This window comes from Halomonas saccharevitans (assembly GCF_032333995.1).
GTDB lineage: Bacteria > Pseudomonadota > Gammaproteobacteria > Pseudomonadales > Halomonadaceae > Halomonas > Halomonas saccharevitans.
Genome location: NZ_JAVXUR010000001.1, coordinates 304827 through 318617, shown reverse-complemented (window position 1 = coordinate 318617; position 13791 = coordinate 304827). Strand labels below are relative to the sequence as shown.

Sequence of the window (13791 nt, the reverse complement as noted above, 5' to 3'; positions counted from 1 at the left end):
GTAGGAAATCCTGCCTTTTTCAGGCCTGCAGGAAATCCCGCGGCAACTTCATCATCTGCCGCCACAGCTTCTCGACGCCTGGCTTGTGCACCAGCGAGCAGCGGTAGAGACGAATCTCCAACGGCACGTCCCACTGTTCGCCACCGGCGCGCACCAGGCGGCCGTCCTTGAGCTCCTGGCGAATGCAGAAGTCGGGAATCCAGGCCATGCCCATGCCCTGCATCACCATGCCCTTCAGGCCCTCGGCCATGGCAGTCTCGTAGACGGTGCGCAGGCGCATGCGCACCGGGTCGTTCTTGAGCAGCATGCGCACGCTGCGCCCGAGAAAGGCGCCCTGGGTATAGGCCAGGTAGGGAATCGATTCCTGGCCCTCAAGGGTGAAGCGCGGCTTGCCCTGCTCGTCGGGCAGGCAGACGGGCAGCATCTTCACCTGGCCGATGGAGAAGGAGGGAAAGACCTCGGCATCCAGCTGCATGCTGGCGTAGGGGTCGTAGTAGGCCAGCATCAGGTCGCAGTTGCCCTCACGCAGCACGTGGATGGCATCGCCCACGTTCATGGCGACCAGCCGTGTCGGCAGCTCACCGAGGCCCTGCTGCAGGCGGGAGATCCACTGCGGATAGAAGCTCAGGGCCAGCGAGTGGGCGGCGACGATGTCCAGCGCCTCATTGGCCATGGCCAGGCCGCGCAGGTGGCCGAGGCTCTCGTTGAGCTGCTCGACGATGTTGCGGGCGGTGACCAGGAACAGCTGCCCTTCCGGGGTGAGGTCCACCGGCGTGGTGGAGCGGTCGACCAGAGTCACGCCCACGGCCTGCTCCAGGGAGCGAATGCGCCGGCTGAAGGCCGGCTGGGTGACGTGGCGCTGACGGGCCGAGCCCGAGAAGCTGCGCGTGCTGGCCAGGGCGACGAAGTCTTCCAGCCATTTGGTCTCGAGGTTCACCAGGACTCCCCAGGATATCGTGATGCCTGCCCCCCGACGGGGAGCGTTTGAAGCCCGCTAATGTACCCCAGCCGGGAGCGCGACCCAAGCCGCATCACTGGATCGGCGAGAGCAGGTAGGCGGCCCGAGAGAGCAGCTTTCGCCACAGCGGGCGACGCGTGAGCTCCTCGAGCGTGACGCGACGGCAGTCGCCGAAGTCGCGCTCGAGCATCTGGCGCACCTCGGCGGCGAAGCGCCGGTCAGGCACCACGGCGGTGATCTCGAAGTTGAGCCGAAACGAGCGGTTGTCGAGATTCACCGTGCCCACGCTGGCGGCGACGTCGTCGATCAGCATGACCTTCTGATGCAGGAAGCCCGGCTGGTAGCGGAAGACCTTGACCCCGGCGCGCAGCATGTCGGGCAGGAAGGAGAAGGCCGAGAGGAAGACCAGCAGGTGGTCGGGCCGCTCGGGCATCATGATCCTCACGTCCACCCCGCGCATCGCCGCCAAGCGCAGCGCGTCCTGCACGCCCTGGTCGGGCACGAAGTAGGGGCTCGTCACCCACAGCCGCTCATGGGCGCTGTGGATCGCGTGCTGCACCAGCAGGCTCGCCGTCTCCAGCTGATCCGCCGGCCCCGAGGGCACGATCACCACGCTCTGGCTCTCCGCCAGGCCCTCGTCCTGGCGGTCGCCTGCGAAGGGCACGGGGGTCCAGGTCAGCGAGATCATCTCGCCGGTGGCCCAGTGCCAGTCCTCCCAGAAGGCCTCCTGCAGCCCCAGCACGCTGGGGCCGCTGAGTTTCAGGTGGGTGTCGCGCCAGTGGCCGAGGCGCGGGTTCTCGCCCAGGTACTCCGTACCGACGTTGAAGCCGCCGATCCAGCCCTCGCGCCCGTCCACCACCAGTACCTTGCGGTGATTGCGGAAGTTGAGCTGGAAGCGATGTTTCAGGCCCCGCGAGGAGCGAAAGGCGCTTACCTCCACGCCGGCCATGCGCAGATCGCGGAGGTAGCGCTCGGGAAGGCTGTGGGAGCCGATCTCGTCAAACAGGAAGCACACCCGCACTCCCCTCTCGGCGGCGCGCTGCAGGCGCTGCTTGAGCTCGAGCCCCAGGGCGTCATCGCGCACGATGAAGAACTGAATGAGGATGTACTCCTCGGCGGCTTCGATGCCGGCAAACAGGCTCTCGAAGGTGGCCTCGCCGTCGACCAGCAGCTCGGCTCGGTTGCCCCGGGTGAGCGGCATCAGGGCGAGCTGCTCCACCGCGCGTATGTCGGCATTGCTGGCAGATGACAGGTAGGGTTCGAAACGATCCCGGTAACGGTGCAGCTGGCGGCGCAGCACGCTGTCGCGCTCTCCCCGGGCCAGCACGTAGCCATAGAATCGCGGGCGGCCGAAGATCCAGTAGGCCGGCACCGCCAGGTAGGGCATGGTCAAAAGCGAGATGATCCAGGCGATGGCGCCCTGAGAAGTGCGCGCCGACATCAGGGCCAGCACCGCCGAGAGTATGCCCAGCACGTATATCAGGAAGATCGCCAGGCCAATCAGCCAGGAGGTCATGGTCGGGTCCCCGTTCCGTGGGACGACGGCGTGGCCGTCCGAAAACACAGTGTCCTGTTGCCTACCCGCCCAGCATACCCCTAACGACGACGGCCCCACCAGATGGCGGGGCCGTCGTAAGCGTTCGCGTGAGAATCAGGCGCGCTCGGCGATGATCTCCTTCCACTTCGCCGGGCCGGTCTGGTGCACGGACGTACCGGCGCTGTCGACGGCCACGGTCACCGGCATATCCTCGACCTCGAACTCATAGATCGCTTCCATGCCGAGGTCCTCGAAGCCCACCACACGGGCCTGCTTGATCGCCTGGGCGACCAGGTAGGCGGAGCCGCCCACCGCCATCAGGTAGACCGCCTGGTTGTCGCGGATCGCCTCGATGGCCGCCTCGCCGCGCTCGGCCTTGCCGACCATGCCCAGCAAGCCAGTCTCCTCGAGCATGGTACGGGTGAACTTGTCCATCCGCGTGGCGGTGGTCGGCCCGGCCGGCCCGACCACCTCGTCGCGCACCGGATCCACCGGGCCGACGTAGTAGATGAAGCGGCCCCGCATGTCGACGGGCAGCGGCTCGCCCTTGCCGATCATGTCGACCATGCGCTTGTGGGCGGCGTCGCGGCCGGTGAGCAGCTTGCCGTTGAGCAGCAGTGTGTCGCCAGGCCGCCAGGTCTTGACCTCCTCCGGCGTCACGCTGTCGAGGTCGACGCGTTTGACGTTGTCGCCCGCCTCGCGGGTGATCTCCGGCCAGTCCTCGAGCTTCGGTGCAGGCAGTGCCGCGGGGCCGGAGCCGTCCAGGGTGAAGTGCGCGTGGCGGGTGGCGGCGCAGTTGGGGATGATCGCCACCGGCTTGTTGGCGGCGTGGGTCGGATAGTCCTTGACCTTGATGTCGAGCACCGTGGTCAGCCCGCCCAGCCCCTGGGCGCCGATGCCGCTCCTGTTGACCTTGTCGAACAGCTCCAGGCGCAGCTCCTCGGCGCGGTTTGACGGGCCGCGCGCCTGCAGGTCCTGGATGTCGATGGGATCGAGCAGCGCCTCCTTGGCGATCTCCATGGCCTTCTCGGCGGTGCCGCCGATGCCGATGCCCAGCATGCCGGGCGGACACCAGCCGGCGCCCATCTTGGGCAGCTGCTCCATCACCCAGTCGACCACGCTGTCCGACGGGTTGAGCATGGCGAACTTGGACTTGGCCTCGCTGCCGCCGCCCTTGGCCGCCACGTGTACCTCCACGGTGTCGCCGGGCACCAGCTTGTGGTGGATCACCGCGGGGGTGTTGTCCTTGGTGTTGGCGCGCTTGCCGTCGGGGTCGGCCAGCACCGAGGCGCGCAGCACGTTATCCGGCAGCTGATAGGCGCGACGCACGCCCTCGTTGATCATGTCGTCGAGGCTCATGTCGGCCTCGAAGCGGACGTTCATGCCGACATGCACGAAGACCGTGACGATGCCGGTGTCCTGGCAGATCGGGCGCTTGCCGAAGGCACACATCCGCGAGTTGATCAGGATCTGCGCGATCGCGTCCTTGGCTGCCGGGTTCTCCTCCCGCTCGTAGGCCGCGGCCATGGCGTCGATGAAGTCCTTCGGATGGTAATAGGAGATGTACTGCAGGGCATCGGCGACGCTCTGGATCAGATCGTCCTGGCGAATCACGGTCATGGGCAAGGAGCTCCTTGGCGTTGTCGGCATGCCTACCTGCGCTCTGAGATGGCGCCTCGGTGGGCCTGAACGGCGGGCATTATACCCTACCCTCGAGGCTGTCGACATTCTCGCCAATGGTCGGAGCTGGTGTTTAGTGGCAATGATAGATAACGGTATAAATCTTATTAGCGGGAAGGCTCAAGTTGACAGCTGGGGCAGAAATAGATGCGTCGTGAGCTCACCGAGGTACGTTCGATCGCGGCCCCGCAGGCGTGGCACGCCAACCCCTCGCGCTCGAAGACGGCGAAGCGCCAGCGGCGTCGGGAGGCGCCTCGGGCACGATCGGCAGACGCCCACTCCTCACGATTGGTCACCCCGGCCTCGTCGTAGGCCTGGCGCGTGACCGAGAGGATGCACTGCGCCAGGCGTGCCAGCCTCTCCTCCTCGAGGGCTTGGGGCTTCACGCGATGATGGAGGCCGGCGAAGAACAGGATCTCGGAGCGCAGGTAGTTGCCGATGCCGGCGAACAACCCCTGATCGAGCAGCAGCCCGCCCAGGCCCCGGCGGCGAAAGCGCGGCTCGAGAAGACGCGTCATGGCCTGCTCCACCGTCACCCCGTGGGTCAGGACGTCCGGGCCGAGGCGCGACAGAAACGGGTGCTCGTCGAGCCGCTCGGCATCCCACAGCGAGACGTCCGAGGCGCTGTAGAGGCTGGCCGCCCTGCCCTCGGCGACCAGGCGCACCCGCAGCGAGCGGCCGGTGTCCGGCTCGCGTTCGGCATCATGCAGCTTCCAGACTCCGTAGAGCTGGTTGTGGGAATAGAGCACGCGGCCGTCGTTGAAACGGGTCAGAAGCGCCTTGCCCCAGCTGTCCACGGCGTCTACCTCACGTCCGATCAGTGAGGCGGCCTGCCCCGCCAACTCGGGAAAGGCGAACCAGGCGTCATCGAGACGCCGACCGGCAATCTGGCGATGCACGCGGTCGGCGGCGCGACGGATCTCGGGCCCTTCAGGCATGCGGAAACCTCGATAAGGGTGAGCGAGAGGCGTTGGGGGCCGGGAAAACCTCGAACATATCAGGCGGAACCCAGCATCAGCTGACGCTCCTTGAGCGCGTGCAGGCGATCGCGCAGGCGAGCGGCCTCCTCGAACTCCAGGTTCTGCGCCGCCTCGTGCATGCCGTCCTCGACCCGGGAGACCTCCTTGAGCAGCTCCTGGGGCGACAGCTCGGCGGGATCGTAGACCGCCTCGCGCTCGGCGACCTTGCGTTCGCCGCGGCGCCCCTTGCCTTTCTTGCCGGGAGCCTGGGCGGCCTCCATGATATCGGCGACCGAACGCGTGACGGTGGTCGGGGTGATCCCGTGGGCCTCGTTATGGGCGATCTGCTTGTCGCGACGCCTGTCGGTCTCTTCCATGGCGCGACGCATGGAGTCGGTGACCCGGTCGCCGTAGAGGATCGCCTTGCCGTGGGCGTTACGCGCGGCGCGACCCATGGTCTGAATCAGCGAGCGCTCGTTGCGCAGGAAGCCTTCCTTGTCGGCATCGAGGATCGCCACCAGCGAGACCTCGGGAATATCGAGGCCCTCGCGCAGCAGGTTGATCCCCACCAGCACGTCGAACTTGCCCAGGCGCAGGTCGCGGATGATCTCCACGCGTTCCACGGTGTCGATGTCGGAGTGCAGGTAGCGCACCCGTACGTCGTGCTCGTCCAGGTACTCGGTGAGATCCTCGGCCATGCGCTTGGTCAGCGTGGTCACCAGCACCCGCTCCCCCACCTCGGTACGCGTGCGAATCTCGGAGAGCAGGTCATCGACCTGGGTGGTGGCCGCGCGCACCTCGATCTCCGGGTCGAGCAGTCCGGTCGGCCGCACCACCTGCTCGACCACCTGACCGGCGTGCTCGGCCTCGTAGGGGCCGGGCGTGGCGGAGACGAAGATCGTCTGCGGGCAGATGCGCTCCCACTCCTCGAACTTCATCGGGCGGTTATCGAGCGCCGAGGGCAGGCGGAAGCCGTACTCCACCAGGGTCTCCTTGCGCGAGCGGTCGCCCTTGTACATGCCGCCCACCTGGGGAACGCTGACGTGGGACTCGTCGATGAACAGCAGCGCATCGGCCGGCAGGTAGTCGAAGAAGGTCGGCGGCGGCGCGCCGGGGTCGCGCCCGGAGAGGTAGCGCGAGTAGTTCTCGATGCCGTTGCAGTAACCCAGCTCCAGCATCATCTCGATGTCATAGAGGGTGCGCTGCTCCAGGCGCTGGGCCTCGACCAGCTTGTCCTGCTTGCGCAGCTGGTCGAGGCGCGTGGAAAGCTCGGCCTTGATCTCGTCGATGGCGCCGAGGATGGTCTCCCGCGGCGTCACATAGTGCGACTTGGGATAGATGGTCATGCGCGGCACCTTGCCCCGTACCTCGCCGGTGAGCGGATCGAACAGGCTGATGGTGTCGATCTCGTCGTCGAAGAGCTCGACGCGCACCGCCTCGTCCTCGGCGTCGGCCGGGAAGATGTCGATCACGTCACCGCGCACCCGATAGGTGCCGCGCTTGAAGTCCATGTCGTTGCGGGTGTACTGCAGCTCCGCCAGGCGGCGCAGGAGGGCACGCTGGTCGATCTGCTCGCCACGGGTAACGTGCAGGCGCATCTTCAGGTACTGGTCGGGATCGCCCAGGCCGTAGATCGCCGATACCGAGACCACGATGATCGCATCGCGGCGCTCCAGCAGCGCCTTGGTGGCCGAGAGGCGCATCTGCTCGATGTGGTCGTTGATCGAAGCATCCTTCTCGATGAAGGTGTCCGACGACGGCACGTAGGCCTCGGGCTGGTAATAATCGTAGTAGGAGACGAAGTACTCGACGGCGTTGTCGGGGAAGAACGACTTGAACTCGCCATAGAGCTGCGCGGCCAGGGTCTTGTTGGGCGCCATCACGATGGTCGGGCGCTGCAGACGCTCGACCACGTTGGCCATGCTGAAGGTCTTGCCCGAGCCCGTCACGCCCAACAGCGTCTGGTGGGCCAGCCCCGAGTCGAGCCCACCGATCAGGCCCTCGATGGCCGCGGGTTGGTCGCCGGCCGGCTGGAACTTGGACTGCAGACGAAAGGGCTTGCTCATGGCGGCTCCGATGGCGAGCCGGACGCCCTCACGGCGCCCGGGAAGAAGACGACGCCGGGCGCGGGGTCAGGCGTCGGCGCGGGTAGCGGTGCGCTGGTCGGCGAGGCGGGTCGAGACCTCCACGGTGGAGGTGGTCATCAGCCGGTGGATCGGGCACTTGTCGCTGATCTCCTCGAGCCGCTTCTGTTGCTCGGCGTCCTCGATGCCGTGAAAGGCCATGGCCACGTCCAGGCGATAGGTCCCGTGGCGCTCCTGGCTGTCGTCGCGGTTGACCGTGACGCTCACGCCCGACAGCGGCCACTGCTTGCGGCGCGCGTACATCATGGCCGTGATCGCCTTGCAGGCGCCCAGGGAGAGATCGAAGTAGTCGTGGGGATCCGGGGCGCTGTTCTCGCCGCCGTAGGCCTCGGGCACATCGACGAAGAGGTCCTCGAATCCGTCCAGCTCGACCCGCTGACGATAGATATGGTTACGCTCGCTGACGACTTCAATGGTCTTCTTCATGTCACCTCCAAATCACCTTCCCTGGAACTTCACCTCGAACATAAACGCCTCATCGGGTCGCCGTCCGGTCACTTCACCTCGATGCCGAGCTTGAGGTCCTTGATAACTTTGATCAGCGCCTCGCGGCGGGCCTTGCCCTCGACTTCCGCGCCGTGGCGACCGACCTCGACAGTGTCGACGCCGTCGAGCATCATCAGGGCGGTGGTGATGCGGTTGACCTGGTCGGCGTTCTCGACGCCCTGAAAACTCAGCGACTGTTGGGCCATGATCGGCTCCTGAGAGGAATGAAAGGGTGCATAAGAGTAGGCATCGAGTCTAGCACGCCACCGAGGTACCGGGCAGCGCTTGCAATGCCGCTCCGTCGCCCGCATCTAGCGCAGCATCAAGCCCGACACCGAATCACGAGGAGCCCCGCAGATGAAGGATTGGATCGCTGCCACCGGCGGCCGGCAGGAGGCCGGTCATCGCGTGACGTTCGAGACGCCCGCGGCACCCCGGGTCGCCCTGGATACGACGGTGATGACGCCGCTCGCCCACCTCGGGGTGCTCGACGTCGAGGGTGCCGATGCCGAGCGTTTCCTGCAGGGCCAGACCAGCGCCCAGGTGTCACTGGCCGACGGCGGCTTCGCGCCGCTGACCTGCTTCTGCACCCCCAAGGGACGCGTGCTGGCCAACGCCCAACTGATGCGCATCGCCCCGGCACATTTCCGCCTGATCATGCATGCGAGCCTGGTACCATCTCTCGCCGAGCACCTGGCGAAGTTCGCCGCCTTCTACAAGGCCGAACTGCGAGTTCGCGACGACCTGGCGCTGCTCGGCCTGATCGGCCGCGAGGCCCCGGCGCTTGCCGAGGTGCGCTTCGATGCCGCAGCACCCCGGCCCTGGCATCAGGCCGGCGACGAGGCAGTCCAGCTGTTGGCCCACCCCGGGCCGCGGCCTCGTCTGCTGGTCTGCCTGCCGGCCGAACGCGTCGAGGAAGACTGGCAGCGGCTCAAGGAGCACGCCACGCCTGTCGACAACGCCGTCTGGCGGCTGCAAGACATCCAGGCCGGGCTCGCCTGGCTCAACGCCGAGCAGCGCGACACCTACCTGCCGCAGATGATCAACTGGGAGGCGCTGGGCGGCATCAGCTTCAAGAAGGGCTGCTATACCGGTCAGGAGGTGGTCGCCCGCGCCCACTTCCGCGGCCAGGTCAAGAAGCGTCTGGTGCGGGCCCAGCTCGACGGCGGCCTGCTGCCGGAGCCCGGCAGCGCCATCGAGGACGCCAACGACAAGCGCCTCGGCGAAGTGCTGGGGGCCGAGCTCGACGCCTACGGCGAGGCCGAGGTGCTGGCGGTGATGAGCACCAAGGAGCCCGCCCTGCCCCTGCGCTGCGCCGGCCAGAAGCTCAAGCTGCTGAAACTGCCCTATGCGGTGGAACGGCTGGATCCGGAGGCGCTGGCGGCTCGCTAGGCCCTCCACCACCGGCCATCCGCGCTGCGAGAGCCGACTAGGACGGCAGGTCGAAGAGCCGTCGGGCGGTGGCGGTACTCGCCGCCGCCACCCGCTCCTCCGACTGGCCGCGAAGCTCGGCCACCGTGCGGCATATCTCGGCGACTCGCGCCGGCTCGTTGCGCTCTCCCTGATAGCCGGCCAGCGGCATATCGGGGCTGTCGGTCTCCAGCACGTAACCGTCGTCCGGCAGCGAGGCCACGGCGCGTTGCACGCGCTTGGCGCGCTCGAAGGTCGTCGCCCCGCCGAGCCCCAGGGTGAAGCCGAGATCGAGGAACTTTTTCGCCTGCTCGGGCGAGCCGGCGAAGGCGTGGATCAGCCCACCCGCCGGCAGGTCGAGCTGACGCAGCCGCTTGGCGACACGGTCGTTGGCCTGCACGCAGTGGATCACCACCGGCAGCGTCCTTTCCTTGGCCAGGCGCAGCTGGGCGTCGAAGAAGCGCCACTGGGCGTCCCAGCTGTCGGCAAAACGCGCATCGATGCCGCACTCCCCGACCGCCACGATCTCCGGATGATCGTCCAACCACTGCGCCAGCGCTTTGAGATCGCCCGGCGCATGCTCGGCCATGAAGTAGGGATGCAGCCCCAGGCAGATGCTGACGTCCTCGCGTTTCCCCAGCGCCAGCACTCGCCCCCAGTGCTCACGGGTCGTCCCTGGCACCACGCAATGCGCGACGCCCACCGCCCTTGCCCGCTCAATCACCAACTCGCGGTCGGCATCGAAATCGGGGAAATCCAGGTGGCAGTGGGCGTCGATCAGCATGAGCAGTCTCTGCGGTTAGGGAAGCCTTGGCAGGCGGCTGATCCGGCGGCAGGCCCCGGGGTGCCGGACCATCGCGGAGGCGCTGTGAACCCGTCCCTGGGCGCTACATTTGCCATCCATGGCAAATGACCTCCGCTTCGTCCTGTCCCCGGCGCCGCCGGCTTGGAAGTATCCTGCTCGGCGCTCGGTGCTTAAAGCTCAGTGCTCCCGCGTCGGCTGGAAGCGAATCTCCGGCCAGCGCTCCTGGGTCATCTGCAGGTTGACCCGAGTCGGGGCGATATAGGTCAGGTAGCCGCCGCCGTCGATGGCCAGGTTGGTGCTGGCCTTGCGCTTGAACTCCTCGAGCTTCTTGGCATCGTCGGAGTAGATCCAGCGCGCGGTGTTGACGTTCACACCTTCGTAGATGCAATCGACCTTGTACTCCTCCTTGAGGCGGTGGGCGACCACGTCGAACTGCAGGGTACCCACGGCGCCGAGGATCAGATCGTTGTTGTCCATCGGCATGAAGACCTGGGTCGCACCCTCCTCGGATAGCTGCTGGAGGCCCTTCTGCAACGCCTTCATCTTCAGCGGATCCTTGAGGCGCACGCGCTTGAACAGCTCTGGCGCAAAGTGCGGGATGCCGGTGAAGCGCATGTCCTCGCCCTGGGTGAAGGTGTCGCCGATCTGGATGGTGCCGTGGTTGTGCAGGCCGATGATGTCACCGGGCCACGCCTCCTCCACCTGAGCGCGATCCGAGGCCATGAAGGTCAGGGCGTCGGCAATCTTGATGTCCTTGCCGATGCGCACGTGGCGCATCTTCATGTTCTTCTCGTACTTGCCCGAGCAGACCCGCAGGAAGGCGATGCGGTCGCGATGGTTGGGGTCCATGTTCGCCTGGATCTTGAAGACGAAGCCGGTGAAGCGCCCGTCGTCGGCCTCCACCACTCGGGTGTCGGTCTCACGCGCCTGGGGCGGCGGCGCATACTCGACGAAGCCGTCGAGCATCTCGCGCACCCCGAAGTTGCCCATGGCAGTACCGAAGTAGACCGGCGTCAGTTCGCCGCGGCGATAGGCCTCGAGATCGAACTCATGCGAGGCCCCGCGTACCAGCTCGACCTCCATGCGCAGCTCCTCGGCCTGCTCCTCGCCGAGCACCTCGTCCACCTCGGGGCTGTCGAGCCCCTCGATGCGCTTGTCCTCGGGGATGCGGTTGCCCTGCCCCTGGGTGTAGAGGTGGATGACGTCGTTGTAGAGGTGGTAGACGCCCCGGAAGTGCCGCCCCATGCCGATCGGCCAGGTCATGGGCGCGCACTGGATGTTGAGCACCTCCTCGACCTCGTCCATCACCTCGACGGGGTCACGGGTGTCGCGGTCCATCTTGTTGACGAAGGTGAGGATCGGCGTGGTGCGCAGGCGACACACCTCCATCAGCTTGATGGTACGCGCCTCGACGCCCTTGGCGCCGTCGATCACCATCAGCGCCGAGTCCACCGCGGTCAGGGTGCGATAGGTGTCCTCGGAGAAGTCCTCGTGGCCCGGCGTGTCGAGCAGGTTGACGATGCGCCCGCCATAGGGGAACTGCATCACCGAGGTGGTCACTGAGATGCCGCGCTCCTGCTCCATCTTCATCCAGTCGGAGGTGGCGTGGCGGTCGTCGCGCTTGCTCTTGACGGAACCGGCCAGCTGGATGGCGTTTCCGAACAGCAGCATCTTCTCGGTGATGGTGGTCTTGCCGGCGTCGGGGTGCGAGATGATCGCGAAGGTGCGGCGCAGCCCGGTTTCATGGGCGAGGGTCGAGTTGGACATTGCGTCTCGTCGCTGATTGATGCACATCCGGCCGGGGGTCGGGTCCGGCCGGCGCGTGTCGGTGTCTATCGGTATCGTGAATGCGACGATTGTACCGTCAGGCTCGGATTCTGTCGCCGGTCGTCGACCAGGCCGCCAGACCACCGGCAACGGAACGGGGTATCAGATCCGGCTCAAGCCGCGGCGACATGAACACAGCAGGCCACCCCGATGGGCGCCCGCACACACAATTCGCACTATATTGCCCAAAATATGACCTGTCGGCCAAAATATGAGTAATTTACTGCGCAAGAAATACCGCCTGCGCTAGACTATGCGCAATACATTGCGCAAACCCATCACCATGCCAGGGCCCACCATGCAGTTGACCCTCCAGATCCATCACCAGGGACAGTGGCACGATGCGGCCGTGCTGGAGCTCCCGCATCCGGAGCGCGGCACGCGTGGCCCGGCCCGGTTGGGCTATCTCCAGGCGCATGCCCTGGCCTGGATGTCCCGCGATGATGAGCACGCCTGCAGCCTGACCCTGCCGGTCGAGCTGATGATGCGCCACCACGGCGAGCGCTGGTTCGGCTTCCTCGAGGACATCATGCCCGCCGGGGCGAGCCGCCGTTACTGGATCGCTCACCTCGGCATCCAGGACCTGACGTCCGGCGAGCAGGACAGCGAGCTGCTGCACCGAGGCACCATCGCGCCGGTCGGCAACCTGCGCATCCGCGAGGCCGTGCCGCCGCGCCCGCCAGGCAGCACGCTGGAGGCACTGCGCTTCCCACTCAGCGATGTCATCGAGCGGCATACCGACTTCCTGGAGTACGCCCAGCAGATGGGCGCCGCCAGCGGCGGGGCCACCGGCGCCGGCGGTGAGGCGCCCAAGCTGCTGGTGCGTCGCACGGCGGGCGACGAGGTCTGGATCGACACCTGGCAGGACGACCCGACGACCCTCGACCCGCACTTCCTGGTCAAGTTTCCCCGCGGCCAGCGCGGGGACGACGACTGCGACATCCTGCGCGCCGAATACCATTACTACCGTGAGCTGGCCGAGCTGGGCATCGATACCGTCTCGCTCCAGGGCCTGCAGCTGAGCGAAGGCGAGCGCTATCCCTCGCTGTGGCTGCCCCGCTTCGATGTCGAGGTACGCGACGGCCGGCTGTGTCGCTTCGGCCTGGAGTCCGTCTATGCGCTGCTCGGCGTGGCCCCGGGCTCCCACCTTCGCCACCCGGCGGTACTGGAGCGGCTGGTCACCCTGCTCGAGCGCCAGCACCGGGTCCGGGAGCTGGGCGAGGCCTTCGACCGAGAAGCGTTCGTAATCGAATGGGTCAAGCGCGACCTGCTCAACGTGGCTTTCGGCAACTCCGACAACCATGGGCGCAATGCGGCCCTGCTCAAGCGCCCGGAAGGCATCTGGCACGCCCCGGTCTACGACTTCGCGCCCATGAAGGCCGACCCGGAGGGCGTGACGCGCACCACCCAGTGGGGCGCTCCGCTGGAACAGGGCGGCGACTTCGACTGGCCCGCCATCGCCCGGGCGCTCGGTGGCCTGGTCGACCCCGATCGCCTGATGGCCGAGCTGGAGGACCTCGGCAGGCGCCTGCAAGGCCTGGCGGAGCGGCTCGCGGCGCGCGGCGTGCCGGAAGGAATCCTGACTCGGCCGGCCGTGGGCCTTGGTCACCTTGATCAACGGCTGAAACGCTGGGGACTGGCACCATGAAAACCGACACCCTGACCCCCGAGGCCCGGGAAGCCGCCCTGCTGGAGCAGCTGCGCCAGTTACTGCGCGGGGAGCTCAGCGAAGGCCAGGTGCTGCGCTACCTGCGCCGCGAGGTGCTGGGCATGTCCCAGGGCGACTACGCACGGCTCGTCGGCATCAGCCGACGCACCCTCTCCGACATCGAACGCGACGCCGGCAACGCTTCCATGGCCAGCATGGACTGCGTCTTTCGCCCCCTGGGCCTGAGGGTCGGCCTGCTGCCTCGTCAGCCCGCCCTGCTGTCACGGCTCGTCGCCGATGACGATGAGGCTAGCGCAGCCCACGCTCGATGATGCGC

12 protein-coding genes are annotated in these 13791 nt (G+C 66.9%); 3 read left to right on the top strand and 9 right to left on the bottom strand.

Features of this window, described 5'->3' with window-relative positions:
* Positions 1-19 precede the first annotated feature (19 nt).
* From RSO68_RS01460 to RSO68_RS01430, 7 genes are all read right to left on the bottom strand, one after another.
* Positions 20-937: a LysR substrate-binding domain-containing protein gene (locus RSO68_RS01460; protein ID WP_089848751.1), complete on the bottom strand. Its 918-nt coding sequence runs from the start codon at positions 935-937 to the stop codon at positions 20-22.
* Between the two features lie 94 nt (positions 938-1031).
* Positions 1032-2474, bottom strand: coding sequence for a cardiolipin synthase (cls, locus tag RSO68_RS01455; protein WP_315585167.1), 1443 nt, complete (start codon positions 2472-2474; stop codon positions 1032-1034).
* A 135-nt stretch (positions 2475-2609) separates the two neighbouring features.
* Entirely contained in the window at positions 2610-4115 is a 1506-nt protein-coding gene (locus RSO68_RS01450; protein WP_315585166.1) for a fumarate hydratase, read from the bottom strand.
* A gap of 167 nt (positions 4116-4282) precedes the next feature.
* Positions 4283-5113, bottom strand: coding sequence for an endonuclease VIII (gene nei, locus RSO68_RS01445; protein ID WP_315585165.1), 831 nt, complete (start codon positions 5111-5113; stop codon positions 4283-4285).
* A gap of 59 nt (positions 5114-5172) precedes the next feature.
* Complete coding sequence (gene uvrB, locus RSO68_RS01440; RefSeq protein ID WP_089848758.1) at positions 5173-7200, bottom strand: excinuclease ABC subunit UvrB; 2028 nt, start codon at positions 7198-7200, stop codon at positions 5173-5175.
* A 66-nt stretch (positions 7201-7266) separates the two neighbouring features.
* Positions 7267-7704, bottom strand: coding sequence for an OsmC family protein (locus tag RSO68_RS01435; protein ID WP_089848761.1), 438 nt, complete (start codon positions 7702-7704; stop codon positions 7267-7269).
* Positions 7705-7772: 68 nt separating this feature from the next.
* Positions 7773-7970: a hypothetical protein gene (locus RSO68_RS01430; RefSeq protein ID WP_089848763.1), complete on the bottom strand. Its 198-nt coding sequence runs from the start codon at positions 7968-7970 to the stop codon at positions 7773-7775.
* A 151-nt stretch (positions 7971-8121) separates the two neighbouring features.
* Here RSO68_RS01430 and ygfZ point away from each other — a divergent pair, with 151 nt between their 5' ends.
* Complete coding sequence (ygfZ, locus tag RSO68_RS01425; RefSeq protein WP_315585164.1) at positions 8122-9156, top strand: CAF17-like 4Fe-4S cluster assembly/insertion protein YgfZ; 1035 nt, start codon at positions 8122-8124, stop codon at positions 9154-9156.
* Between the two features lie 37 nt (positions 9157-9193).
* Here the strand turns inward: ygfZ and RSO68_RS01420 are convergent, their stop codons facing one another.
* Together RSO68_RS01420 and RSO68_RS01415 are read right to left on the bottom strand one after the other, a co-directional pair.
* Complete coding sequence (locus tag RSO68_RS01420) at positions 9194-9958, bottom strand: TatD family hydrolase (RefSeq protein WP_315585163.1); 765 nt, start codon at positions 9956-9958, stop codon at positions 9194-9196.
* A 198-nt stretch (positions 9959-10156) separates the two neighbouring features.
* Positions 10157-11746, bottom strand: a complete 1590-nt coding sequence (locus RSO68_RS01415; protein WP_089848768.1) for a peptide chain release factor 3 — start codon at positions 11744-11746, stop codon at positions 10157-10159.
* 358 nt (positions 11747-12104) lie between these two features.
* Between RSO68_RS01415 and RSO68_RS01410 the strand changes: the two genes are divergently transcribed.
* Complete coding sequence (locus RSO68_RS01410) at positions 12105-13454, top strand: type II toxin-antitoxin system HipA family toxin (protein WP_089848770.1); 1350 nt, start codon at positions 12105-12107, stop codon at positions 13452-13454.
* The gene (locus RSO68_RS01405; RefSeq protein WP_315585162.1) at positions 13451-13786 is read left to right on the top strand and encodes a helix-turn-helix transcriptional regulator; all 336 of its coding nucleotides are present in this window, start codon (positions 13451-13453) and stop codon (positions 13784-13786) included. Before RSO68_RS01410 ends, RSO68_RS01405 begins: the two co-directional genes overlap by 4 nt.
* Positions 13787-13791: the final 5 nt, after the last annotated feature.

Coding starts and splice junctions, on each gene's coding strand:
- cls (WP_315585167.1), bottom strand. CDS start 2,474: ATGACCTCCTGGCTGATTGGCCTGGCGATCTTCCTGATATACGTGCTG.
- RSO68_RS01450 (WP_315585166.1), bottom strand. CDS start 4,115: ATGACCGTGATTCGCCAGGACGATCTGATCCAGAGCGTCGCCGATGCC.
- RSO68_RS01415 (WP_089848768.1), bottom strand. CDS start 11,746: ATGTCCAACTCGACCCTCGCCCATGAAACCGGGCTGCGCCGCACCTTC.
- nei (WP_315585165.1), bottom strand. CDS start 5,113: ATGCCTGAAGGGCCCGAGATCCGTCGCGCCGCCGACCGCGTGCATCGC.
- RSO68_RS01410 (WP_089848770.1), top strand. CDS start 12,105: ATGCAGTTGACCCTCCAGATCCATCACCAGGGACAGTGGCACGATGCG.
- ygfZ (WP_315585164.1), top strand. CDS start 8,122: ATGAAGGATTGGATCGCTGCCACCGGCGGCCGGCAGGAGGCCGGTCAT.
- RSO68_RS01430 (WP_089848763.1), bottom strand. CDS start 7,970: ATGGCCCAACAGTCGCTGAGTTTTCAGGGCGTCGAGAACGCCGACCAG.
- uvrB (WP_089848758.1), bottom strand. CDS start 7,200: ATGAGCAAGCCCTTTCGTCTGCAGTCCAAGTTCCAGCCGGCCGGCGAC.
- RSO68_RS01405 (WP_315585162.1), top strand. CDS start 13,451: ATGAAAACCGACACCCTGACCCCCGAGGCCCGGGAAGCCGCCCTGCTG.
- RSO68_RS01420 (WP_315585163.1), bottom strand. CDS start 9,958: ATGCTGATCGACGCCCACTGCCACCTGGATTTCCCCGATTTCGATGCC.
- RSO68_RS01435 (WP_089848761.1), bottom strand. CDS start 7,704: ATGAAGAAGACCATTGAAGTCGTCAGCGAGCGTAACCATATCTATCGT.